This is a genomic window from Psychrobium sp. MM17-31, from assembly GCF_022347785.1.
GTDB lineage: Bacteria > Pseudomonadota > Gammaproteobacteria > Enterobacterales > Psychrobiaceae > Psychrobium.
The window spans coordinates 408,259-431,415 of the sequence record NZ_JAKRGA010000002.1; the positions used below are offsets into that span (position 1 = coordinate 408,259).

Annotated in this window: 21 protein-coding genes and 4 tRNA genes; 7 read left to right on the top strand and 18 right to left on the bottom strand. The window is 42.2% G+C overall.

The window, feature by feature from the left end; genetic code table 11:
• Positions 1–104 precede the first annotated feature (104 nt).
• From MHM98_RS06365 to tig, 4 genes are all read right to left on the bottom strand, one after another.
• On the bottom strand, positions 105–1,499 hold the full coding sequence (locus MHM98_RS06365) for a Na+/H+ antiporter NhaC family protein (RefSeq protein ID WP_239438429.1): 1,395 nt from the start codon (positions 1,497–1,499) through the stop codon (positions 105–107).
• 150 nt (positions 1,500–1,649) lie between these two features.
• On the bottom strand, positions 1,650–2,921 hold the full coding sequence (gene clpX, locus MHM98_RS06370) for an ATP-dependent protease ATP-binding subunit ClpX (protein WP_239438430.1): 1,272 nt from the start codon (positions 2,919–2,921) through the stop codon (positions 1,650–1,652).
• Positions 2,922–3,021: 100 nt separating this feature from the next.
• Positions 3,022–3,606, bottom strand: coding sequence for an ATP-dependent Clp endopeptidase proteolytic subunit ClpP (gene clpP, locus MHM98_RS06375; protein WP_239438904.1), 585 nt, complete (start codon positions 3,604–3,606; stop codon positions 3,022–3,024).
• A 279-nt stretch (positions 3,607–3,885) separates the two neighbouring features.
• Positions 3,886–5,190, bottom strand: a complete 1,305-nt coding sequence (tig, locus tag MHM98_RS06380; protein ID WP_239438431.1) for a trigger factor — start codon at positions 5,188–5,190, stop codon at positions 3,886–3,888.
• Positions 5,191–5,557: 367 nt separating this feature from the next.
• Between tig and MHM98_RS06385 the strand changes: the two genes are divergently transcribed.
• Together MHM98_RS06385 and MHM98_RS06390 are read left to right on the top strand one after the other, a co-directional pair.
• Positions 5,558–6,244 (top strand): DUF3334 family protein, encoded by a 687-nt coding sequence (locus MHM98_RS06385; protein WP_239438432.1) that lies wholly within the window; start codon positions 5,558–5,560, stop codon positions 6,242–6,244.
• Between the two features lie 35 nt (positions 6,245–6,279).
• Complete coding sequence (locus MHM98_RS06390; RefSeq protein ID WP_239438433.1) at positions 6,280–7,281, top strand: GGDEF domain-containing protein; 1,002 nt, start codon at positions 6,280–6,282, stop codon at positions 7,279–7,281.
• A 158-nt stretch (positions 7,282–7,439) separates the two neighbouring features.
• Here the strand turns inward: MHM98_RS06390 and MHM98_RS06395 are convergent.
• The 4 genes from MHM98_RS06395 to MHM98_RS06410 form a co-directional block, all read right to left on the bottom strand.
• Positions 7,440–7,516, bottom strand: a tRNA-Pro gene (locus tag MHM98_RS06395).
• A gap of 77 nt (positions 7,517–7,593) precedes the next feature.
• Positions 7,594–7,669: transfer RNA gene (locus MHM98_RS06400), tRNA-His, on the bottom strand.
• A gap of 21 nt (positions 7,670–7,690) precedes the next feature.
• A tRNA-Arg gene (locus MHM98_RS06405) sits at positions 7,691–7,767 on the bottom strand.
• Positions 7,768–7,886: 119 nt separating this feature from the next.
• A tRNA-Pro gene (locus MHM98_RS06410) sits at positions 7,887–7,963 on the bottom strand.
• A gap of 234 nt (positions 7,964–8,197) precedes the next feature.
• Here MHM98_RS06410 and folD point away from each other — a divergent pair.
• Entirely contained in the window at positions 8,198–9,052 is an 855-nt protein-coding gene (gene folD / locus MHM98_RS06415) for a bifunctional methylenetetrahydrofolate dehydrogenase/methenyltetrahydrofolate cyclohydrolase FolD (protein WP_239438434.1), read from the top strand.
• Positions 9,053–9,120: 68 nt separating this feature from the next.
• Here folD and nqrM read toward each other — a convergent pair whose 3' ends face one another.
• The 9 genes from nqrM to MHM98_RS06460 form a co-directional block, all read right to left on the bottom strand.
• Positions 9,121–9,330, bottom strand: a complete 210-nt coding sequence (gene nqrM / locus MHM98_RS06420) for a (Na+)-NQR maturation NqrM (RefSeq protein ID WP_239438435.1) — start codon at positions 9,328–9,330, stop codon at positions 9,121–9,123.
• Positions 9,331–9,338: 8 nt separating this feature from the next.
• Positions 9,339–10,379, bottom strand: a complete 1,041-nt coding sequence (locus MHM98_RS06425; RefSeq protein ID WP_239438436.1) for an FAD:protein FMN transferase — start codon at positions 10,377–10,379, stop codon at positions 9,339–9,341.
• 6 nt (positions 10,380–10,385) lie between these two features.
• Positions 10,386–11,612, bottom strand: coding sequence for an NADH:ubiquinone reductase (Na(+)-transporting) subunit F (gene nqrF / locus MHM98_RS06430; RefSeq protein WP_239438437.1), 1,227 nt, complete (start codon positions 11,610–11,612; stop codon positions 10,386–10,388).
• Positions 11,613–11,665: 53 nt separating this feature from the next.
• On the bottom strand, positions 11,666–12,262 hold the full coding sequence (nqrE, locus tag MHM98_RS06435; protein WP_239438438.1) for an NADH:ubiquinone reductase (Na(+)-transporting) subunit E: 597 nt from the start codon (positions 12,260–12,262) through the stop codon (positions 11,666–11,668).
• Positions 12,263–12,271: 9 nt separating this feature from the next.
• A complete protein-coding gene (locus MHM98_RS06440) occupies positions 12,272–12,901 on the bottom strand; it encodes an NADH:ubiquinone reductase (Na(+)-transporting) subunit D (protein ID WP_239438439.1) in 630 nt (209 codons plus the stop codon).
• 2 nt (positions 12,902–12,903) lie between these two features.
• The gene (locus tag MHM98_RS06445) at positions 12,904–13,668 is read right to left on the bottom strand and encodes a Na(+)-translocating NADH-quinone reductase subunit C (protein WP_239438440.1); all 765 of its coding nucleotides are present in this window, start codon (positions 13,666–13,668) and stop codon (positions 12,904–12,906) included.
• A complete protein-coding gene (locus MHM98_RS06450) occupies positions 13,661–14,866 on the bottom strand; it encodes an NADH:ubiquinone reductase (Na(+)-transporting) subunit B (protein ID WP_239438441.1) in 1,206 nt (401 codons plus the stop codon). The genes MHM98_RS06445 and MHM98_RS06450 overlap by 8 nt, the downstream gene beginning before the upstream one ends.
• Positions 14,867–14,870: 4 nt before the next feature.
• Complete coding sequence (locus tag MHM98_RS06455) at positions 14,871–16,214, bottom strand: Na(+)-translocating NADH-quinone reductase subunit A (protein WP_239438442.1); 1,344 nt, start codon at positions 16,212–16,214, stop codon at positions 14,871–14,873.
• 421 nt (positions 16,215–16,635) lie between these two features.
• Positions 16,636–18,744: a TonB-dependent receptor gene (locus tag MHM98_RS06460; protein WP_239438443.1), complete on the bottom strand. Its 2,109-nt coding sequence runs from the start codon at positions 18,742–18,744 to the stop codon at positions 16,636–16,638.
• Between the two features lie 323 nt (positions 18,745–19,067).
• Here MHM98_RS06460 and MHM98_RS06465 point away from each other — a divergent pair, with 323 nt between their 5' ends.
• Genes MHM98_RS06465 through MHM98_RS06480 form a run of 4 tightly spaced genes read left to right on the top strand, consistent with a single transcriptional unit; the run spans position 19,068 to position 21,827 of the window.
• Positions 19,068–20,195: a methyltransferase gene (locus MHM98_RS06465; RefSeq protein WP_239438444.1), complete on the top strand. Its 1,128-nt coding sequence runs from the start codon at positions 19,068–19,070 to the stop codon at positions 20,193–20,195.
• A 22-nt stretch (positions 20,196–20,217) separates the two neighbouring features.
• A complete protein-coding gene (locus MHM98_RS06470) occupies positions 20,218–20,778 on the top strand; it encodes a YajG family lipoprotein (RefSeq protein WP_239438445.1) in 561 nt (186 codons plus the stop codon).
• A gap of 12 nt (positions 20,779–20,790) precedes the next feature.
• Positions 20,791–21,432 (top strand): peptidylprolyl isomerase, encoded by a 642-nt coding sequence (locus MHM98_RS06475; RefSeq protein ID WP_239438905.1) that lies wholly within the window; start codon positions 20,791–20,793, stop codon positions 21,430–21,432.
• A 53-nt stretch (positions 21,433–21,485) separates the two neighbouring features.
• Positions 21,486–21,827 carry a hypothetical protein gene (locus tag MHM98_RS06480; RefSeq protein WP_239438446.1) on the top strand — a complete coding sequence of 114 codons (342 nt, stop codon included), beginning with the start codon at positions 21,486–21,488 and terminating at the stop codon, positions 21,825–21,827.
• Between the two features lie 53 nt (positions 21,828–21,880).
• Here the strand turns inward: MHM98_RS06480 and MHM98_RS06485 are convergent, their stop codons facing one another.
• The gene (locus MHM98_RS06485) at positions 21,881–23,146 is read right to left on the bottom strand and encodes an AmpG family muropeptide MFS transporter (RefSeq protein WP_239438447.1); all 1,266 of its coding nucleotides are present in this window, start codon (positions 23,144–23,146) and stop codon (positions 21,881–21,883) included.
• Positions 23,147–23,157 lie beyond the last annotated feature (11 nt).

A 23,157-nucleotide genomic window follows, 5' to 3' on the forward strand; every position in this document is an offset into this window, starting at 1 on the left:
ATTGTATACTTTATATCAAATTAAATTCAGAATGTCGTGGCGAAGACGAAAAAAAAGCCAGCACGCTAGTGCTGACTTCTTCAAAACTATGTTCTTTCTGCAGATTACATTATCCAAGCCACGTAAATAACATAGCCAATTAACGTTAAGGCGCCTGCTACTAAGTTATAAGGTAACTGCGTTTTAACGTGCTCAATATGATCACATCCACTGGCCATGGAAGCAACGATGGTTGAATCTGATATCGGCGATGAGTGATCGCCAAAAATACCACCACCTAATACCGCGGCAACAAGGAACGCTGGTTCAAGTCCTGTACTAGCAGCCAAAGGCATAGCAATTGGAATAAGCACCGCAAAGGTGCCCCATGATGTTCCTGTTGCAAACGCCATAATACCAGCGGTAATGAATAATAGCGGCGCTATATACATTAGTGGAAATTCACTGCCGAGTAATTCACTAACAAAGGTGCCTGTGCCAAACGCCTTCACCGCATCACCAAAAGCAAATGACAACACAAGTATAACTACCACAGGCAACAAGTCTTTCATACCTGACGCACTAATCGTTAGTGCACGCTTAACATCAAACACCTTATCTTTGAGTAACATCGCCATTAAAATAACGTAACAGCTAATCACTGCCCACATTACAGACCAAGAGCCAGAGCCCTTGCGAATATCGCCATTACCGCTATAAAGCAACAAACCTAACGTAATAACACAGATGCCAACCAGTGGAATAACTAAGTAACATGCTTTGGTCGCTTTTATCTTAAGCATTGGATCGCTAGCGTCGGTAACTTCCCCATTGTCTTCACTACTATAAGGATTAGGCACGCTATTTTTCATCGGGCCGAAGACGCGAGTCGAAATAGCAGTGTAATAAACCATAATCAAAATAATAATTGGGTAAAAGTTAAAGAAGATGGTGTCAATGAGGACACCAACAGTGTCAGACAGTTGATAGCCATCGAGTAAACCAAGAATATAAGCGCCCCAACCATTTACTAACAATAAAATACTGATTGGCGAACAAGTCGAATCGAGAATAAACGCCAAACGTGCGCGGCTCATGCCGTATTTATCAAACAGACTCTGACTGGCGATACCCGCAGTAAACATACTTAGATTGGTATCGGTAAAAATAGAGGTACCGATGACGGATGGCAGTAAACTGGCTTGTCGCTGATTAGTGACTAATCGCTTTTGCGCTAACCCATCGACAAAAGCATTTACGCCGCCACTTTGCTTCATCAACGCCAGTAATGCGCCAATGAGTAAACTGAATATAATGATACGGCGATTGCCATCACTAGACACTACATCCCACAAATTTCCCAACGTGTCTTTAGCGCCTTGAACAACATCAAGTTGGGCATTGAGCATCCACGTGAGGACGATGCCTACTGTTAACGCCAAGATTGCATTGCGTTTCCACACAGCAATTAAAATAGCCACTACCGGCGGAAGTAGTGTCCAAAATCCTTCAAAAATCATACGGTTCTCTTTTTTTACGCCCTAGCTTGCAAAAGAAGCAGGCAAATAGCAAGGGATAATACATGATTTGAAACAATTGCGCTGAGCGTAAAGGGTATATCTCATAACAAAAAAGGAGCCGAAGCTCCTTTTTTAAACAAGTGTTGATTTTTACTCTGACGCGGCTTGCGACTGGGTTTCGTAGATCAAGATAGGATCTGATTCACCCTTGATAACGGTATCATCAATAACCACTTTGGTTACCCCTTCAACCGACGGTAAATCATACATAGTATCGAGTAATACATCTTCAACAATAGAACGTAAACCACGAGCACCTGTTTTACGGCTCATCGCTTTCGCAGCAATCGCTTTTAGGGCATCTTCTCTAAACTCAAGCTCAACGTTTTCTAACGCTAACAGTGCAGCATATTGCTTAGTTAACGCGTTCTTAGGCTCAGATAGGATTTGAATTAACGCTTCTTCATCTAATTCATTCAGCGTCGCTACTACAGGTAGACGACCAATGAATTCAGGGATCAAACCGTATTTCACCAAATCTTCAGGCTCAACTTTAGCAAAAGTAGCCGATAAACTATCGCTTTCAGCACTCTTCACTTCAGCGCCAAAACCAATGCTCGAACCAACGTGTGAGCGGGCTTCGATTACTTTATCTAAACCAGCAAAAGCACCGCCACAGATAAATAAGATCTTAGAGGTATCAACCTGTAAAAACTCTTGCTGTGGATGCTTACGACCGCCTTGTGGTGGAACCGCTGCTACCGTTCCTTCAATCAGTTTAAGTAGTGCTTGTTGCACACCTTCACCCGATACATCACGCGTGATCGACGGGTTATCTGATTTGCGAGAAATCTTATCGATTTCGTCAACATAAACAATACCGCGCTCGGCTTTCTCGACATCGTAATCACATTTTTGCAGCAGCTTTTGAATGATGTTTTCAACATCTTCACCAACGTAACCAGCTTCAGTCAACGTCGTTGCATCCGCCATAGTAAATGGCACATCAAGCATACGAGCCATCGTCTCAGCTAATAATGTTTTACCACTACCAGTCGGGCCTATAAGCAGAATGTTACTCTTACCTAATTCAACGCCATCTGTCTTGCCAGCAAACTGTAAGCGTTTGTAGTGGTTGTATACCGCTACAGACAATACTTTCTTCGCGTGCTGCTGACCAATAACGTAATCGTCTAGGTTTTCACGAATTTCATGCGGCGTCGGTAATTTATCCGGCTCTTCCGCATCCATTTTTTCTTTAATTTCTTCAGTGATGATATCAGTGCATAAATCTACACACTCATCACAAATATACACTGAAGGACCGGCGATCAACTTTCTTACTTCATGCTGGCTCTTGCCGCAAAAAGAGCAATACAATAATGCTTTGCTGTCGTCATCGCCACTAATGATGTCTGTCATCTATCATCCTCACTGGATCTTTCACACTTGATTACATCAAGTTTAACACTGCTCAAAATAGCAAACAAAACCCACCATTGAGCTATTTGCTATTTTTTGCTTATCGTTTAGTTAATATGGAGTCGATTAAGCCATAATCAAGGGCTTCTTGACTGCTCATAAAGTTATCGCGGTCAGTATCTTTCTCAAGTACTTCTAATGGCTGACCAGTATGCTCAGCTAATAGCGTGTTTAATTTGTTTTTAATGCCCAAAATTTCTTGTGCGTGAATTTGAATATCAGAGGCTTGACCTTGGAAGCCACCAAGCGGTTGGTGAATCATCACACGAGAGTTAGGTAAACAATGACGCATGCCTTTTTCGCCGCCCGCCAATAAAAACGCGCCCATACTTGCCGCTTGACCAATACACACAGTACTTACTTTAGGTTTAATAAATTGCATTGTGTCATAGATCGACATCCCTGCGGTCACACTACCACCTGGTGAGTTGATGTATAAGAAAATTTCTTTATCTGGGTTTTCTGCTTCAAGGAACAATAACTGAGCAACGATTAGGTTTGCCATATTGTCTTCAACAGGACCGACTAAAAAGATAACGCGCTCTTTCAACAGTCTTGAATAAATATCAAAAGAACGCTCCCCTTTCGGAGTTTGCTCTACAACCATAGGTACTAAAGCGTCCATTGGTGATAAAGATGAATTGTGTTGCATGGTTTATATCCCTTAAAAATCGGTGTACTAATGATTATATAGTGCAAGTACGATAGAAAATAACTGAAATGCTTATCAACCGTGAGCTACGGTTAGTTACGCTATAAGATAACCATTCGCTGTAGTAAAGACAATGACTATCTTGCATTTAGCCTGCAAAAATAGCGCCTAAATTGGATTTGTAGTTAAGTTAAATTTCAGGCATAAAAAAACTCGCGTATAAAACGCGAGTTTTTTAATCAAACGCAGTGATTAAGCTTGTTGCTGAATCATGTCGTTGAATTTTTTCTTAACTTCTTTCACTTTAGCTTGCTCTAAGATGAAGTCAATTGCTTGATCTTCTAGTGCAAGGTCTTTCATGTTTTGGCTAAGTTTTTCATCTTTAGCGTAATGCTCGATAACTTCACTTGGATCTTCGTAAGCAGAAGCCATAGTTTCGATCATTTCTTTAACGCGGTTTTCGTCAGCTTCAAGTTTGTTTACCTTGATTACTTCACCTAGTAATAGGCCAACTTTAACGCGACGTTTAGCTTGCTCTTCGAATAACTCGTCAGGTAGCTGTGGAGCATTCTTAGGATCGATTTGACCACCGAAACGTTGCATAGCTTGCTCGCGTAATACTTGGATTTCACCTTGAGCTAGAGAAGCTGGGATTTCGATTTCGTTAACGTCGATTAAACCGTCGATAACTTGCTGCTTAACGTTGTTTTTAACGTTTTGGTTAAGCTCGCGCTCCATGTTCTTACGAACATCAGCTTTAAGTGTTTCGATGCCGCCTTCAGTAACACCGAATTTCTCTGCGAACTCGTCAGTTAATTCAGGTAGAACTTGGTCTTCAACTTTCTTCAGGTTGATTGCGAATACCGCTTCTTTACCTTTTAGGTTTTCTGCGTGGTAATCTTCTGGGAAAGTTACAGTGATGTCGAACTCTTCACCCGCTTTGTGAGTAACGATTTGCTTTTCGAAACCTGGGATCATGCGCTCTTCAGATAAGTTTAGAACGAAGTCTTCAGCTTTGCCGCCTTCGAACTCTTCACCGTCGATAGAGCCAGTGAAGTCGATAGTTACGCGGTCAGATTTCTTAGACTTACGCTTAACTTCTTTGTAAGTAGCGTGTTGCTTCTGAAGCGTTACTAGCATTTCGTCTAGATCTTTGTCAGTTACTTCAACAACTGGCTTCTCAACTTTGATTTTATCTAGGTTAGCTACTTCAATTTCTGGGTAAACTTCAAAAGTTGCAGTGAATTCTAGGTCGCTACCTGCGTCGTTCTTAACAACTGCTAGTTGAGGCATACCTGCAGGGTTTACTTTCTCAGCTACAACTGCTTCGAAGTAATGACGTTGCATTAACTCACCAGCAACTTCTTGGCGAACAGCTGCGCCGTAACGCTTTTGAATAACAGTTACAGGTACTTTACCTGGACGGAAACCGTCGATGCGCTGAGTTTTAGATAATTGTTGAAGACGTTTTTTAACTTCAGAATCAACAGTAGCGGCTTCAACTGTAATTGTTAGGCGGCGCTCTAGGCCTTGAGTCGTTTCAAGAGAAACTTGCATTGCATACCTCAAAAATTTCAAATGGCCCTGTGGGCTCTTTTACATTAACGACGTTAAAACAACGCGTTAAGTTATCTATAAATGCCGTTATTTGTTCTTAATTTCAACAAAAAACCAGCAAGACTATGGTTTTCGGACGCGACATTATAACGATGGTTATCGAGTTAGTCGAGCCCTAATAATTGGCAATGTTTTTTTGCGTAATCAGACAAAAATATTGGGACTCTTTTCGAGACTTCAAGCCCGATCATAAATTTTTATCAAACCGCGCTATATCAGCATAAAATAGTAAGTCCTTTGTTTATCTCATCAGTTAGTGCATAATAATTTTTTAACAAATTTTTAAAGTGTCTTGGACCCCAAAATCATGGTCGATAAAAAAAGTAACAATGTCAGCACCGACGATATCCTCTTAAAGTTATGTAATTCCGTATCAGGCGTTCTCACTAAAGCGTCGCACAGTCAAATTCATCATGCTGCCATGGTTCAAAAAATCAAAAAGACCAGCTTAAAGCCAGATATTGGCTGTTTCGTTATCTTTGACGGTGGTTTTTCAGGTTTAGTTATTATTAACTTTACCGCCGAAGCAGCGTTGGAAATTTATCGCGGCTACTTGCTCAATATGGGCATGCCAGAAAGTGAACTTGCAACAAGTCACACCGCCGATGAAGTAGCCAATGTGATGGGCGAGCTCATGAATCAGATTTTAGGTAAATTCATCTCAACCATTAGCCAAGATTTACAGACGTCTATTACTCAAAGTCAGCCTAAAATGTTGACGGTAAATAAACAATTAGTGATCTCAATTGAAGCTAACTTAGACGAACCGGTATCGCGCCGCGTTTCGTTTAAAACAGCGCAAGGCAATGTGTTCTATTTAGAGCTTTCGATCGATGACACCCAATTCATTCAACTCAAAGAATTTGAAAGCGTGGAAACGGTTGACCCAGATGAACTTTTAGAGCAACACCAGACTTCGGCGCCAACACCTGCTCCTGTAGCAACTGAAGAAGCCGCCGGAAATGACGATTTGTTAGATGAACTCGGTATCTAACTGATTAGTAACGAACGGATCAAGGATGATAAATTATGAATAATGAAATTTTCGAATCAATCATCGAAATCACCCGCCAGAAAGATACAGACTCACTGGAGTACTCACTGGCGGCGACTCTCGCAGAATTAATTGACATCAATGAAATAAATTTATTGAACGTCCCTTACAAAGGTGAAGTTTCTTATCTCTCATCTGAATTGCGTTTAACAGTTCAACTTGAAGGCGGTAAAAAACGTTATAAATGGGACAACCAACTCACCAATGTCGACATTAACAGCGAACTTGAAACCGTTATTGCTCATCACCAACCATTAAGCCATAAGATTTCTGATGACTATGAGTTTTACTTCCCTATTGTTATCAATGACGAGCTAAATTCAATTCTAAAAATTACTAGTCAAAATGATGTAATGCAGCACAGTGATTTGATTAATGGGTTTGTGCGAATTTATCAAAATTATCAAGTCATTCTCACTGAAAATGAACGAGATAAACTGACAGGGCTACTTAACCGCAAGACCTTCGAAAACAAGCTTAATCGACTGCTAAAGCCACGTGATGAAACTTCAACATCAAGTTTATTGTCCAATTGCTGGTTGGTAATGATTGATATTGATCACTTCAAGTCAGTCAATGACAACTATGGTCATGTTTGCGGTGACGAGATCCTGCTTCACCTGTCTCAGTTAATGAAGGATTACTTTATTAACAACAGTTTACTATTCAGGTTTGGCGGCGAGGAATTTGTAATAGTCTTGGAATACATGCCAATGGAAGTAGCAATTGCCACTCTTGAGCATTTTAGAAACCTAGTCTCTGAATTCAATTTCCCATTTGTCGGCAATGTCACCATCAGTATGGGCTTCTCACAATTTTGCGTCGACGACTTTCCACCGAGTATTTTAGACCAAGCCGATAAAGCCCTTTATTACGCGAAAGAACACGGCCGAAACTGTCTTTATAATTACGAGCAGTTGATTGTAGAAGGCAAGTTAAACGCACCACAAGAAGCTGGCTCAGTAGAGTTGTTTTAACACAATTTCAAACAGAGAGCCCGATCGTCATATAAGCCAACTAGTGGCTGACAACTAAAAATCAGAAGCGCTTAATTTAACAAAAAGATTTATAAAGCGATAGTCGCCTGCGAAGCAGGTGCAATATAGTTTATTGGATCGTAGACAGTACGTGGAAGTGGTCGGTGATAGAGGATTCGAACCTCTGACCCTCTGGTCCCAAACCAGATGCGCTACCAGGCTGCGCTAATCACCGACATCAGATATCTACCGAAGTAGGAATTTACGAAGAACCGTTATGCCAGTGGCATAAGGAAGTCTGAGTAAATAAAGTGGGGTGACTAATGGGGCTCGAACCCACGACAACCGGAATCACAATCCGGGGCTCTACCAACTGAGCTATAGTCACCACTAAAGACCTTTTATAAAATGGCACGCCCGGCAGGACTCGAACCTGCTACCCACGGCTTAGAAGGCCGTTGCTCTATCCAGATGAGCTACGGGCGCTCTTAACATTTTATAAAAATGTTAAATTTCAAAATAGTCACTCTTTTTAGACAAGCACAACTGCGTATCTAAAAATAAGACCGTTACACAGTAGTTTAACGCAGCTTATTTTGAAATTTTGGTCGGTGATAGAGGATTCGAACCTCTGACCCTCTGGTCCCAAACCAGATGCGCTACCAGGCTGCGCTAATCACCGACACTGATTGTAAAAGATTTCTCCTTAACAACGGAGCGAGATAGTACAGTTGTTATGAGCCTTGGTCAAACGTTTTTAATAAAAAAAAATCGTTCGCTCAATTACCACGCAATAATCGACTAAAAACCCAACCCACTCCACTTTTAGCGCAAATACTCTTTATTGATCATGGTCACACTTTTTAGGCTGTGGCATAATAGCGCGTCTTTGAATTCTTGGAGCTAAAAACTCACCATGAGCGCGCGAATAATTGATGGTAAAGCTGTTTCACAAAAAGTTAGAAATGATGTAGCGATTGAAGTTGCACGCATGAAAGAAGAAGGCCAAAGGATCCCTGGCTTAGCGGTAATCTTAGTTGGACTTGATCCTGCTTCTCAAGTTTATGTATCAAATAAGCGTAAAGCCTGTGATCAGGTAGGATTCAAATCACGTTCATTTGATTTACCTGATACCACACAGCAAGAAGAGCTATTAACGCTTATTGATGAGCTTAACCAAGATAAAGAAATCGATGGTATTTTAGTGCAGCTGCCACTACCCGCACATATCGATTCAGAGTTAGTACTAGAGCGTATTACTCCGCATAAAGATGTTGATGGCTTCCATCCATATAACATTGGCCGCCTAGCACAGCGTAATCCAGCCCTGCGTCCTTGTACACCTAAAGGTATTATGACGCTAATTGAGTCTACTGGAGTTAAGACGCACGGATTAGACGCAACGATTGTTGGCGCATCAAATATCGTTGGCCGCCCAATGACACTAGAGTTGCTACTTGCCGGCTGTACTACAACAACCTGTCATAGATTTACTAAAGATTTAGAGCAAAAGGTACGTGGCGCAGATTTATTGATCGTTGCCGTAGGTAAAGCGGGCTTCATTCCTGGCGAATGGATCAAGCCAGGTGCTATCGTTATTGATGTTGGGATTAATCGCCTAGATGACGGCCGTTTAGTTGGTGATGTAGAGTTTGATACCGCAAAAAATAACGCGGCCTTTATAACACCAGTACCCGGTGGTGTTGGTCCAATGACGGTAGCCAACCTAATTGAAAATACACTGATTGCTGCCAAAGATTACCACAGTTAATCGACTAGAAAGCAGTCATAAAAAAACCGCCTTAATCGGCGGTTTTTTATTATCTGATGTCTGAGCAATTATTCAATAAGACTGATTTTAATTTGCTCTTGTTCCATACGCTTCTTGCGTTTGTCACAAGGGTTATCACAATCACAGGCCTTCTCGACACCAATGGCACCTAGGCCACCACAACTCCCTGAAATCGCTTTCTTTTGCACGATGTAGCCAATAGCCATCGCTACTATCACAATTAAAAATGCTGCAAAGGTATATAAAAATATTGCCATGTCAGTTCCTAGTTTACGGGTTTTACGAGGTATTGCTCAAAGGCGTCAGTATACACGGTATCAAAACCACTGTCTGTCTTAGTCACTAAATAAGCGGCCAAGTTTTGAGCTCGCGCAAACTCTAAGCCCTTCTCAGGTCCCATCAACATAATTGCCGTCGACAATCCATCTGCCGTCATACACGACGGATGAATCACACTGACCGATACTAACTTGTGGTCGATAGGCATTCCGGTATCAGGGTCAATAATATGAGAGAAACGGCGACCGTTTTCTTCAAAGTACTGACGATAATCACCAGCCGTTGCCAATCCATTATTGCGCGGCGAGATATACTCTTGAATTGCACGATGTGACGATACCGGCTTTTCGATAGCAATGACCCAATCACGTTGTTCGTTAGCACGGCCTTTAATACGCGCTTCACCACCGATTTCAACAAGGTAGTTGGCTACGCCTTCACCGTCTAAGTAATTGGCAACAACGTCAACGCCAAAGCCCTTTGCCGTTGTTGATAAATCGACGTAAAGCTCAGGAATTGCCTTAATCAAGTAGTTACCATCGACGGTAAGTTTACCGATGCCAACTTGGTTCATCGCTGTTTCTAGCTCATCGCTACTTGGCAGTTTCTCAACCCGCATATTAGGACCAAAGCCCCACAAATTAACCAGAGGGCCGACAGTTACATCGAGCTTTCCTTCTGACAGCTGTGCCAAACGAATCGACTCACTAACTACTTTCGCTGTATCAGGCGACACTTCAAATGGCTCTAGTGAGCGTGATTGATTAAAGCGCGATAGCTCAGAAGTCTTGTCATACGTAGACATCTGCTCATTAACGGTTTTAAGCAGCTTATCAATAGCACTCTGACGTGCTTTTGCGATTTCTTCGCTATTTTTAGCTACGTCGATATAGGTGATATGATAGTCCACGCCCATAGTGCGACCACTAAGCTTGATTTTTGTTTGCGTTGGCGTTGTATCAAAACAACCAGATAAAAAAATGGCCAGCGCACAAAGCGCCAGCCATTTAACATACTTAATAGCCATCAGGGATTAACCACCGAAGTCATCAAGTAGGATGTTTTCATCTTCAACACCTAGATCTTTTAGCATGCCGATTACAGCAGCATTCATCATCGGTGGACCACACATGTAGTATTCACAATCTTCTGGCGCTTCGTGATCTTTCAAGTAGTTCTCGTAAAGCACGTTATGGATGAAGCCTGTTAAACCGTCCCAGTTATCTTCTGGTTGTGGATCAGACAGTGCAACATGCCACTCAAAGTTGTCATTTTCAGCCGCAAGACCGTTGTAATCATCTTCATAGAACATTTCACGCAATGAACGTGCACCGTACCAGAAAGACATCTTACGCTTAGACTTAAGACGCTTAAGCTGATCGAAGATATGTGAACGCATTGGCGCCATACCAGCACCACCACCGATAAATACCATCTCATTATCAGTTTCTTTAGCGAAGAACTCACCAAATGGGCCAGAGATAGTTACCTTATCACCTGCTTTCAAGCTCCAAATGAATGAAGACATTTTACCTGCAGGTAGTGACAGGTTGTTTGGCGGCGGCGTCGCGATACGAACGTTAAGCATGATAATGCCTTCCTCTTCAGGATAGTTCGCCATTGAGTATGCACGCAATGTATCTGTATCAACTTTAGACTCGATGTCGAAGAAGCCGAAACGCTCCCAGTCACCGCGATATTCTTCTGGAATATCGAAATCGCTGTATTTAATGTGGTGAGCAGGCGCTTCAATTTGAATGTAACCGCCGGCACGGAAAGGTACAGACTCACCGTCAGGGATGCCAAGCTTAAGTTCTTTGATGAACGTCGCTTTGTTATCGTTAGAGATAACTTCACATTGCCACTGCTGAACACCGAAGATCTCGTCTTCAACTTCAATTTCCATGTCTTGCTTAACAGCAACTTGACAGGCTAGACGCTCACCTTCACGGGCTTGCTTCTTAGTAATATGGCTTTCTTCTGTTGGTAGTAATTCACCACCGCCAGAATGAACGTGTACTTTACATTGACCACAAGTACCACCACCGCCACAGGCTGAAGGAATGAAGATTCCTTTTGCAGCTAGTGCGCCAAGTAGCTTATCGCCAGGCTTAGTAACGACGCCTTTTTCAGGATCGCCGTTGATTGCTATGGTAACGTCACCCGATGAAACTAGTTTAGATTTAGCCATTAAAATGATTAAAACCAAAACCAATACAATCGCAGTGAACATTGTTACGCCAAGAATAATTTCTTGCATAAACTTTTCCTTTGAACTTGGTTATTGAGCCGCTAGGCAGCCCAATCAACTAATTATAACGAGATACCGCCGAACGACTGGAAGCCCAGTGCCATCAGACCAGAAGTGATAAAGGTAATACCTAAACCTTTCAGGCCATCAGGAATGTCTGAGTATTTCAGCTTTTCGCGAACCGCTGCTAATAAGACAATTGCCAATGTCCAACCAACACCACTACCAACACCGAATACTACAGATTCAGCAAGGTTGTAGTTACGTTGAACCATAAAGGCAACACCACCGAAGATTGCACAGTTAACCGTGATAAGTGGTAAGAATACACCTAACGCGTTGTATAGCGCTGGCATGTACTTATCAAGTACCATTTCAACAATCTGTACCAGTGCCGCAATAACACCGATGTAAGTGATGTAGCTTAAGAAGCTTAAGTCGATACCTTCACCTAACGCGTTTGGCGCTAAGATCGCATGGTAGATGATTTGGTTAACAGGTACCGCAATCGCTAGTACGAAGATAACCGCAACACCAAGACCAATCGCTGTACTAACTTTCTTAGATACAGCTAGGAAGGTACACATACCTAGGAAAAAGCTTAAAGCCATGTTTTCTACGAAAACGACTTTAACGAATAGACTTAAATAATGTTCCATAATACTCCCCTAGTCCTTCTCAACTTGCTCTGGCTTGTACTGGCGAATTGCCCAGATAATCAAACCAATTACGAAGAATGAACTAAATGGTAGAATCAATAGGCCATTACCTTGATACCAACCACCGTTTTGAACAAGCGGTAGAATTTCGATATCAAATAACGTGCCCTTACTAAATAGTTCACGGAAGAATGCAACAGCCATTAACATAGCGCCGTAACCAATACCGTTACCGATACCGTCTAAGAAGCTCATGAATGGTGGCTCTTTCATCGCATAGGCTTCAGCACGGCCCATAACGATACAGTTAGTAATGATCAGTGCGATATATACCGATAGCTCTTTAGACATTTCATAAGCGAATGCCTTAAGTACTTGGTCTACCACGATAACCAAAGATGCGATAACAGCCATTTGCACGATAATACGTACGGCGTTAGGGATCTGGTTACGGATCATCGAGATGAATAAGTTTGAGAAAGCACAAACCAAGGTTACCGCAATGGTCATGATTAATGCTTTTTGCATCGAGCCTGTTACAGCCAGTGCCGAACAAATACCCAGAACCTGAAGGCCGATTGGGTTATTGTCTAGAACTGGACCCCACAGGGCTTTTTTCATTGCTTGAGAATCAGCCATGATTATAAGCCTCCGTTACGGTACTTGTTGATGAATGGGCCAAAGCCTTCTTCACCAAGCCAGAAAGTAAAGGTGTTTTCTACGCCATTCGCTGTCAACGTTGCGCCAGACAGACCGTCTACACCGTGGATATCGCCGGCTTTAGCGCCGCCTTTAACCACTTTAATAGCGATTTCACCGTTGTCATTAAACAGCTTCTTGCCAACCCATTTTGCTTTCCAAACTGGGTTTTCAATTTCGCCACCTAGACCCGGAGTTTCACCTTGGTCGTAGTAAATTACAGACTTAACAGTGTTTAAATCAGTAGATAAACCAACGAAAGCGTACATCATTGACCATAAACCACTACCGCGCATTTCTAGAACAACAGTCTCAGTGTTACCTGATTCGCCTTTCACTAGATAAACCACAGTTTGGTTAGCGCGACGGTTGATTTTAGCAACGTCGTTGTTTGGTTTGATACTCTTGCTTGAATCTAACGCCGCTAAACGTTGATCGTAAGCTTCAGCGTCACCTTCAACAAACTCACCAGTGGCTAAATCGATTAATTTAGCTTCTACGAACTTGTTGTAAGTTGCAGGAATATCACTGCCTGCTTGCGCAAGTAGACCAGATGCTTCTAAGATTTTAGTTTGCTTGTAAAGCAATTTATTTTTGGTTTGTAACGGTTTTAAACCAACCGCTGCACCAGCAACGATTACCGAACAAGCCAGACAAACGGCTAATACGAAAATTAGCGTTCTGCCAAATGAGTCTTTATTACCCATGACGAGCAGCCCTCCGCTTGATATTCGACTGAACTACGAAGTAGTCGAATAAAGGTGCAAATAAGTTTGCAAATAAGATAGCTAACATCATACCTTCTGGGAATGCAGGGTTAACTACACGGATAAGCACAACCATAATACCGATAAGTGCGCCAAACGCCCAACGACCAGTATTAGTGAATGATGCAGAAACAGGATCAGTTGCCATGAAGATCATACCGAAGGCAAAACCACCTGTTACTAGGTGCCATTTCCAGTCCATTGCAAACATGCCGTTTGTTTCGCTGCCGATAGCATTGAATAACAAACTAGTTGCAACCATACCGAAGAACACACCTAAGATAATGCGCCATGAAGCAATACGTTGGTAAACAATAAATGCACCACCGATTAAGATAGCTAGTGTAGAAACTTCACCTACTGAACCTTGCATCTTACCTAGGAAAGCATCCATCCAAGTCATAGTACCTTGTAGTGCAGTCATGCCTTCGTTAGCAACAACGCTTAGTGCAGTTGCGCCAGAGAAACCGTCGATTGCAGTCCACACAGTGTCACCAGAGATATCAGGTGCGTATGCGAAGAATAGGAAAGCACGACCCGCTAATGCTGGGTTTAGGAAGTTCTTACCAGTACCACCGAATACTTCTTTAGCAACTACAACGCCAAATGAAATACCGATAGCTACTTGCCATAATGGAATAGTTGCCGGCAGGATAAGCGCGAATAAAATCGAAGTTACGAAGAAACCTTCGTTGATTTCATGGCCGCGTACCATGGCAAATAACACTTCCCAGAAACCACCAACGATAAAGGCAGTGGCATAAATAGGCAGGAAGAAACAAGCGCCGTAGAACATTAAGGTTCCAACGCCGGCATTGGCACCTAACTCACCGCCTAGAGCAGTAAATAACTGTTGTTGCCACGCGTCGCCCATTGCCATACCAGCAATAACAGCGTCGTTCGCTTGTAAACCGATGTTGTACATACCCCAGAACATTGCTGGGAATGTCGCCATCCACACCATGATCATGATACGTTTTAATTCAACACCGTCACGTACGTGAGTTTTACCCTTGTTTACAAAACCTGGGGTATAGAAGATAGTCGCAGCAGCTTCGTAAAGCGCGTACCACTTCTCGTGTTTACCGCCTTTTTCAAAGTGCGGCTCGATACTCTCGAGATAATTTTTTAAGCCCATCTGCTTAACCTTCCTTCTCAATAGTCGTTAGTCGCTCACGTAAGATCTGACCGTGGTCGTACTTACCTGGACATACGAAGGTACATAGTGCTAAATCTTCTTCGTCTAGCTCTAAACAACCTAATGCTTGAGCACCATCGTTATCACCAGCGCAAAGGTCACGCAGTAACATCGTTGGTAAAATATCTAATGGCATAACGCGCTCGTAGCTACCGATTGGCACCATGGCACGATCACTACCGTTAGTAGTAGTAGTTAGGTTAAGTAAACGCTTAGGCGATAAATGAGAGATGTAAGAACGCGTGATAGACACTACGTTTTTACCAGCTTTCATCCAGCCCATGAATTCTTTTTCACGGCCTTCCGCTAATACGCTAACTTGGTTGGCGTAACGACCTAAGAATGCAACAGCACCTTCAGCAGTAGCGCCTTGTAGGATAGAACCAGAAACAACACGTAAGTCGCCGTCAACTAATTCACCAGCGGTTAAATCAGTTGTGCTAGCGCCCATGCGAGTGCGTACTAAACGTGGGTTCTTAACACCAGGACCTGCAAGAGAAACTACGCGGTCAGTGTGAATTTCACCAGTCGTGAATAACTTACCAAAGGCGATAACGTCTTGGTAACCAAGCGTCCATACTGTGCGCTCAGCACTTACTGGGTGCAAGAAGTGAATGTGAGTACCAACAAGACCTGCAGGGTGAACACCCGCAAATTCGTGTTGTTCAACACTGCTTACATTGCTGTTTGGAACTTCAACGCCAGCTTTTTTACCAACGAATACTTTACCGCTAGTTAAACGTGATAACACGGTTAAACCATTGATAAAATCTTGAGAGTTCTCGTTGATAATTACCGCAGGATCCGCTGCTAATGGATTAGTATCCATTGCTGAAACGAAAATCGCTGAAGGTTCAGAATCAATCGCAGGCACCTTTGAGAAAGGACGCGTACGTAGCGATGGCCATTGTCCCGATTTTACAAGGTTGTCAACAACAACGCTGCGCTCTAATTGCGCTAGCTCAGTTGCTGGGAAACTTTGGAAAGTTTCTTGCTCTTCACCTTGAACATCGATAACTAGAGACAAAAATGCTCGTTTAGCACCGCGGTTGATTTGTGATACGACACCACTAGCTGAAGCAGTATAAACTACGCCAGGATTTTTCTTATCTTCGAAAATTACCTGACCTTTTTTGACAGTATCGCCAACACGAACTTTCATCGTAGGACGCATGCCAAAAAACTCTTCACCCAATGTCGCAACTTGTTTGATGGACGGACCATCATGGATTACTTGCTGGGGTAATCCTGCGATAGGCAGGTCCAGACCTTTTTTTATTGTAATCATATTCACTTGCACTGGTTAACGGAAAGAATTAGCCGTTAGGCTCGACAGTTGCTTGCTATTTTAAAATGTAAAGACTGCGTTTTAAATCCTTCCTAACTGACAAGATTTAAACCACATATCAATACAATAGCGCTCAAATTTTTAGGACAATATTTTTTAAATTCGCACAAAAAACGTGCAGCATTAAAAGATACTACCCTAACTGGGGCGCAATTCTAGCATCAATAGCAAATATTCTGAATATGTAAATGAATGTTTTCGCCCTAGACTTTAGTTATTTTTGTTATAACCAGTCCAAAAACAGAGCAGTAGCTGATAGCGTAATCTTTGATTCTGCTGATAGTCGAAAATCTTTTAAGATTAAAACCAAAAAACGCGCTCAAGTGAACGCGTTTTAAACGAATAAACGAATAAGGGAAGTCTAAAATTTATATTGATAGGTCAGGCTAGTGTGGCGAGTTCGTGCCATCATATTGCTACCGAATAGTGAATGTTCTACATATTCCTTGTCTGTTGCATTTTCAACGGTAAGAGATAAGCGATGTTTATTATCAAACTGATAGCTCGCAGTCAGATCGACTAAGGTTACCGCTTCGTGACTATTAACGGAAGTTAACGGCTCCTGACCAGAGGTTTTTCTTAACTCACTGCGATATTGAATTCTGCTACCTACATAAAGATTATCAAACTGCATCCCTAGCTTGGCATTAAACTGTTGCTTAGGTAGATGAATCAGCTCATCACCACGTTGTAGCCCCAAATTTAATTGTTGAGCATCTAGCGTATAAGAAGCATCTCGCTGAGTATAATTAAAGGATATTGGCAAGCTAAAGCTATCAAAATCAAATTGATATCCACCAGTTAGCTCAATCGCATTAACTTCGATATCGGTAGAATCATTATCCAAGGCTAAGCAGGCATCTGTTTCACCACAGCGCGTCAACGCGTTATCAAATTCACGCGCATAGCCAGTTAAAGAAACGAAAGACGTATCATCTTTATACACAACCCCAATAGCGGCCTGATTGTTGAGCTTTGCCAATTTCGGCGAGTACACTGAAATATCACCACTCACTCCCTGCCTTGCGCCAACAAAGCCAAACAGATTTGGCGTAAATTGATAGCTCAACTGCAAGTTAAATAGCGTGTGATTGTCATCTTGTCGACTGTAACGTTGAATATCATTATTTTGACGGCGGTCGTCAAACTTAACCCAACGAACACCGGCGTCGACCTGCCAATCACCATTGCGCCACTTATCAGTAAGATAAAAAGCGTTAATTCTCGCTTCAAACTCTAAATTTTCAGCGCTATTATCACTTTCTTGCAGCGTTAGCGCTAGATTACTGTCTAGTTGATAATCTTCAGTTAGCGTTGTTTGCTCTAATTCTTCTTTTTGATACACCCATCCCATATTGAACTGATGGCGCCCCATCTGCTGTTCAATATCCATACGTATTCCAGACGATGTATATGTTGAATCAACTAACTCTTTATTAATGCTTTGGTTACCAATCGGATTACCTTCATAGATTGCTAATAAAGGCGCGGTTAATAAAAAATGATTGCCTGATACACTATCTGTTTGCCTATTGTTGATAGCACCGCGGCGATAGTGGACATCAGTCGTCACCTGCTCGCCAGCAAATAAGGTTGTTTGATGGCGTACACCAAATAGTAAGTCGTCGCCACTAACATAATCACCGCGAGTTGCGCTGTATCTGTGGGTCGGCTTTGCATTAAAATCTGTATCGCTAATTCCAATCAAAGACTCATCATTGTGATAGTCTTGATAGTGCAGCATTAATTGCGTAGTTTGCTTATTTTTACCATTGTTAGCCGCACTAATTTCGTGCATTTTAATCATCACTTCATTCGAGTCGAAGCGACCTTGCTCACCATCACTAAACTTGCGATGTGAGTCTTGTTGGCGTTTATTCACATACAATCGATGACCGAAATTATCACGCTGACTGCCATGGTCAATCACTATTCCACGCTGAGCAAATGAGCCGATAGTTAACGCAAGATTAGCGCTATCTTCTATCGCAGGTCGTTCACTCACTAGGCCAGCGGCATGTGATGAAGGAAATGTCACACCAGTAATGGCACCCTCAACACGAGCATTTTCCAAAAATAATGGCGTAATAGTTGTCAAGTTCGGAAAAAAATAAGGCAGTGGTGACCAACTTATATTGTCGCTCTCCAATGACACATTGTGAGTCAATAGGTGGCTGTGATGGGAAATAATAGGACTGACATCATTTGGTAGCCGATTTACCGCGAAAATCCCCGGTAATTGATTAAGTGTTCGAGCAATATCACTATAGAGCATCGACTCTTTAGCATCATTAGCCTGTTTTTTCTCAACAGGCTTCTTTTTATTCTTCACCAAAGAAATTGGCTTTTTTATTAAAGAAATCGTTTTTGGCTGCTCTTTAGCAACAGCGACTCCCGCACAACTCATTCCGACTGCAATCGCTACCAACGTCTTTCGGACGTGAACAAAAGAGTGACTCGTTGTTGTCATATTTCTAACCCTTACCCATCTTTCAATATACAAATTGTCATGGAAGTTCGACGTTAAGCAGCGATTTCACGCAATTTAACACTTTCCTTGTCAAAGAATTGTAGCGATGATTTAAAACCTATTCATTGAGCTATACCCTATCAATAATTTTAATAAAATTCGACCTTTGTAAAGAAACAGTTAATGCCTGATTAGGAATAAACCTCCATTAAGTTCACATTTTTTGTCATTAAAGAATTAGAAAAAGCGCATTTCTAAATAAATACTGAAGCAAGAGCGCTTTTTTGCGACAATATGGCAAATTTACATAAAGTACCCAAGCGATGAACACAATACTGACCATCAACTCAAAAGAGCTTCGCCTCAACCGTTTCCCTCCTTCAAATGATAAAAATCTCCAAGCGTGGGACTCAAGCGATGAGTACGTTATAAACTATTTAGTTGAGCAGCAATTGCAGCCGAGCAAGATTCTAATAATCAATGACACATTCGGCACCCTTGCTTGCGCACTTAGCGAACATGAACTTTATTGGCAAACAGACTCGCGTGTCGCACAATGTGCTGTTGAACAAAATCTCTCAGACAATTTCCTATACCCATCAATTGAGTATTTAGATAGCCTTACAACGCCTAGCGTAACGCCTGACGTTGTGCTGTTAAAACTTCCAAAGAGCAATGCACTGCTAGCACAGCAATTACAACAAATTAATCAGGTAATGGGCCCTAATACTCAGGTCATTGGTTTTGCCAAGGCGAAAGATGTTCATACATCCGGTTTAAAACTTTTTGAAAAATATATCGGCACCACAACAACTTCGCTTGCTAAGAAGAAGTCTCGATTAATTTTCTCCACACCAACAGCTCAAAAGCTTACAAATGATGATCAACAGTTAATTGAGTGGCCGCTTGAAAACACCGACTACACTATTGCAAATCACGCCGGTGTTTTTGCCAACAGCAAGTTAGATATTGGCGCGCGCTTAATGCTCGAAAACCTACCGTCAAACTTAGATGATGGCTATGCCATTGATTTAGGTTGTGGCAACGGCGTATTAGGATTGATGTTGGCGGACAAAAATCCACAGGCAACGATTCGCTTTACCGATGAATCGTTCATGGCGATCGCCAGTGCTAAACTCAACTGTGATAATGCTTTTGGAAGCACTGAGCGCTTTGAGTTTGATTGGCACGACTGTTTAAGCGACTACGATTATGACCAAGCTGATTTGATTATCTGTAATCCACCGTTTCATCAGCTAAAAACCGTCACAGATCACATTGCTTGGCAGATGTTTAACGACGCCTATCGCACTCTGAAACACGGCGGTAAATTACGCATCGTTGGCAATCGTCATCTTGGCTATCACATTAAGTTACAGCGAATTTTTGACAACTGCACCACAATCGCATCAAATAGCAAGTTCGTGATTTTAGAAGCCACTAAAGCATAGAAATACAACCAAAAGGGTTATAATGAAAAAACTCGCCTTTATTAGCCTGTTGGCAGCCAGCATTGTTGGCTGTAGTGCAGCACCAAGCCACTTTATCGTTAATACATCGCCAGCTATTACAACTAATACACCGGTGCTTAAAAACATCGCTATTAACGTTAATGATCCTCGTAGTCGGCAAGCTATTTTACGCACCACTAACGATGGTAAGCACAGCTATATGTCAGCGCCAATCGCAACAACACAGTTAGTAAAGCAAGGCTTAGCTAGTCATTTTCGTCAGCAACTTGCCGTTGGTCTTAGCCCAATGAGCGCGCAAACACTAAATATCACCATCGACAAAATGGCGATGAAACTCGATCAAGGGTTGGTAAGTTATGAAGCGCAAAGTCTAATCGTATTTAATGTCAGCATTAATAACGGTACCAAAACCCTCACTAAATCTTTTAAACGCCAAGGAACGAATAAAGGCCCATTAAAAGCAGATATTGCAGTGCTGGAAAGTGAGTTTAGCGGACTATTACAACAGCTTTATAATGACATCGCGCAAGACGCCCAAGTTAAAAGCTACCTAAACATTTAAGGAAGAGCCATGATATTTCGTCATCTATTCGTCGCCTTGATAGCTACAGTAACACTAAGTACTAGCCTGCACGCCGCTGATAAAAAGAATCAAACCTTAGACCTACGTCAGCAATACCGCGGCGCAGATATTCTGCCTGAAAACGGTTTCCCTCAAGTCAAGCTAGTTACTAGCATGGGGGATATAGTCGTTGAGCTAAATCGCGACCGTGCGCCCGTTACTGCTAATAATTTTTTATGGCTGGTAAAAAATAAAGAATACGATAATACTATCTTCCATCGCATCATAAAAAACTTCGTTGTTCAGGGTGGTGGCGTGGCTCCTGACATGACATCAAAACCAGATAACTACCTGATAGTTAACGAATCAGGTAACGGACTGACCAATGACTTTGGCACTATTGCCATGGCTCGAGAAACCGAACCTCATTCAGCTTCACGCCAGTTTTACTTCAACGTAAATCCCGAAGGAAATCGCAATTTAAATCCCAACTCTCGCAGATGGGGCTATACTGTGTTTGGAGAAGTAATAAATGGAATTGAAGTATTAGAGCAGATGGCCCAAGTTCACGTGGGTACTGACTCTAAAAAAGGTTGGGACGATGTTCCATTGACTAAAATTTATTTAAAGAGCGCAACTATTATTAATCCGTAAATCGACAATCCAATAGGACGGTTTATCGATCAAGCAGCTAGGGAGATCCATCATTGAGTATCTATATTTTGACACCTGAACTGTTTATTAAACAAAAAGCACAACAGCTGGTATACGTTGTCAATCAATTGATGAAACAAGCCATCCCATTCTCAGAAGTACACATTATACTTTGGGATATTTTAGAAGAGTGGAATCGATTGGATAAAGAAGATAGCGATGGTTTAAGCGATTTCGAACGCGTCTTCTGGCATTTGTTTTACACGATACAGTTTGAAACAGAGTGCGACTTAGCCAATAACAAGCACCTGCGATTGGCTATCGACAAATGTTGTAAATATTTACAGCAACCTGATTTACCCACACCAGCGGGATGTGTTGGCGTCAGACCATAACAAAAAACGGGATTATCATTGATAATCCCGTTTTTTTACGCTTATTCATAACTTTACGTTTGATTAGCTTCTTTACTGCCTTCTACTTCTTTATCGTGCCAAGGTGCTACTTTAAACAGCATTAACATACCCGGCACTGCGAGTCCTACGCACAAAAAGTAAAATCCTGTCCAGCCAATCTGCTCAACAATCAGTCCCGTTGTCGCATTAGCAAAAGTTCTTGGCAACGCGGTTAACGCGCTAAACAAGGCAAATTGCGTAGCGGCAAATGTTGGGTTGGTTTGTTTCGCCATAAAAGCAACGAATGCGGCAGTGCCAAGACCAACACCTAAATATTCAAAGCCCATCGCAAAGGCTAGTGCATAGACGTTATTACCAATTTCTGCCAGCGCTGCAAAGCCCAAAATACTGATAATTTGCACAAAACCAAACAACCACAACGCCCTACTAATGCTAAGCTTGAGCATCACCAAACCGCCAACGATCAACCCAACGGTCATCGCCACTAAACTCGCCGTCTTGGCAACGACGCCAATTTGAGTTTTAGTAAAACCGAGATCGATAAAAAAGGGGGTTTGCAACGCCGTTGCCATGCTATCGCCGAGTTTATACAAAAATAAAAACGATAAAATAAACAACGCGCTTTTAATACCTTCGCGACCAATGAAGTCTTTAAAAGGCAATACCACCGCTTCTTGCAAAGACTTTGGCGTATTGGCAGCAATATGCGCTTCTTTGATACACAAGGTGACAATAATACCTATTGCCATAAATGCAGCGACAACTAAAAATACCGTGCTCCACGGCATGTGATCAGCGAGAATAAAAGCAAGCGAGCCCGGCACAAGTCCCGAAATTCGATAAGCCTGAACACTCAACGAATTACCTAATCCAAGCTCTTGATCTGATAAAAGCTCACGCCGATACGCATCAATGACAATATCTTGGCTAGCGCTAAAAAAGGCAACGGCAGCTGCTAAATAAGCGACTGACCAAATATTGAGGGTGGGGTTAATAAAGCCAAATACCCCAATGGATATCAGTAGCGCGATTTGAGTAATTAGCATCCAACCACGGCGCCGCCCTAAAAACGGAAAGCTAAAGCGATCAAGTGCAGGTGACCACACAAATTTCCACACATAAGGAATGCCAATCAACGAAAAAAGACCAATTTCCGCTAAACTCACCCCTTCGTCCCTGAGCCAGCCCGGCACTAGCTGATACAGTACAAATAAAGGCAGACCCGAGCTAAAGCCGGTAAAGATACAAATTAACATGCGGCGATTAAAAATCGCCTCTTTCATGGACAGTGCGGTCATTAACAGCCTTT

What these genes read in the sequence shown, in the direction of transcription:
- MHM98_RS06450 (WP_239438441.1), bottom strand. Translation starts at nt 14,866, where the DNA reads ATGGGCTTAAAAAATTATCTCGAGAGTATCGAGCCGCACTTTGAAAAA.
- tig (WP_239438431.1), bottom strand. Translation starts at nt 5,190, where the DNA reads ATGCAAGTTTCTCTTGAAACGACTCAAGGCCTAGAGCGCCGCCTAACA.
- MHM98_RS06465 (WP_239438444.1), top strand. Translation starts at nt 19,068, where the DNA reads ATGAACACAATACTGACCATCAACTCAAAAGAGCTTCGCCTCAACCGT.
- MHM98_RS06385 (WP_239438432.1), top strand. Translation starts at nt 5,558, where the DNA reads ATGGTCGATAAAAAAAGTAACAATGTCAGCACCGACGATATCCTCTTA.
- MHM98_RS06365 (WP_239438429.1), bottom strand. Translation starts at nt 1,499, where the DNA reads ATGATTTTTGAAGGATTTTGGACACTACTTCCGCCGGTAGTGGCTATT.
- clpP (WP_239438904.1), bottom strand. Translation starts at nt 3,606, where the DNA reads ATGGACGCTTTAGTACCTATGGTTGTAGAGCAAACTCCGAAAGGGGAG.
- nqrE (WP_239438438.1), bottom strand. Translation starts at nt 12,262, where the DNA reads ATGGAACATTATTTAAGTCTATTCGTTAAAGTCGTTTTCGTAGAAAAC.
- nqrF (WP_239438437.1), bottom strand. Translation starts at nt 11,612, where the DNA reads ATGCAAGAAATTATTCTTGGCGTAACAATGTTCACTGCGATTGTATTG.
- MHM98_RS06460 (WP_239438443.1), bottom strand. Translation starts at nt 18,744, where the DNA reads ATGACAACAACGAGTCACTCTTTTGTTCACGTCCGAAAGACGTTGGTA.
- MHM98_RS06445 (WP_239438440.1), bottom strand. Translation starts at nt 13,668, where the DNA reads ATGGGTAATAAAGACTCATTTGGCAGAACGCTAATTTTCGTATTAGCC.
- folD (WP_239438434.1), top strand. Translation starts at nt 8,198, where the DNA reads ATGAGCGCGCGAATAATTGATGGTAAAGCTGTTTCACAAAAAGTTAGA.
- MHM98_RS06425 (WP_239438436.1), bottom strand. Translation starts at nt 10,379, where the DNA reads ATGGCTATTAAGTATGTTAAATGGCTGGCGCTTTGTGCGCTGGCCATT.
- MHM98_RS06390 (WP_239438433.1), top strand. Translation starts at nt 6,280, where the DNA reads ATGAATAATGAAATTTTCGAATCAATCATCGAAATCACCCGCCAGAAA.
- MHM98_RS06485 (WP_239438447.1), bottom strand. Translation starts at nt 23,146, where the DNA reads ATGACCGCACTGTCCATGAAAGAGGCGATTTTTAATCGCCGCATGTTA.
- clpX (WP_239438430.1), bottom strand. Translation starts at nt 2,921, where the DNA reads ATGACAGACATCATTAGTGGCGATGACGACAGCAAAGCATTATTGTAT.
- MHM98_RS06455 (WP_239438442.1), bottom strand. Translation starts at nt 16,214, where the DNA reads ATGATTACAATAAAAAAAGGTCTGGACCTGCCTATCGCAGGATTACCC.
- MHM98_RS06470 (WP_239438445.1), top strand. Translation starts at nt 20,218, where the DNA reads ATGAAAAAACTCGCCTTTATTAGCCTGTTGGCAGCCAGCATTGTTGGC.
- MHM98_RS06440 (WP_239438439.1), bottom strand. Translation starts at nt 12,901, where the DNA reads ATGGCTGATTCTCAAGCAATGAAAAAAGCCCTGTGGGGTCCAGTTCTA.
- nqrM (WP_239438435.1), bottom strand. Translation starts at nt 9,330, where the DNA reads ATGGCAATATTTTTATATACCTTTGCAGCATTTTTAATTGTGATAGTA.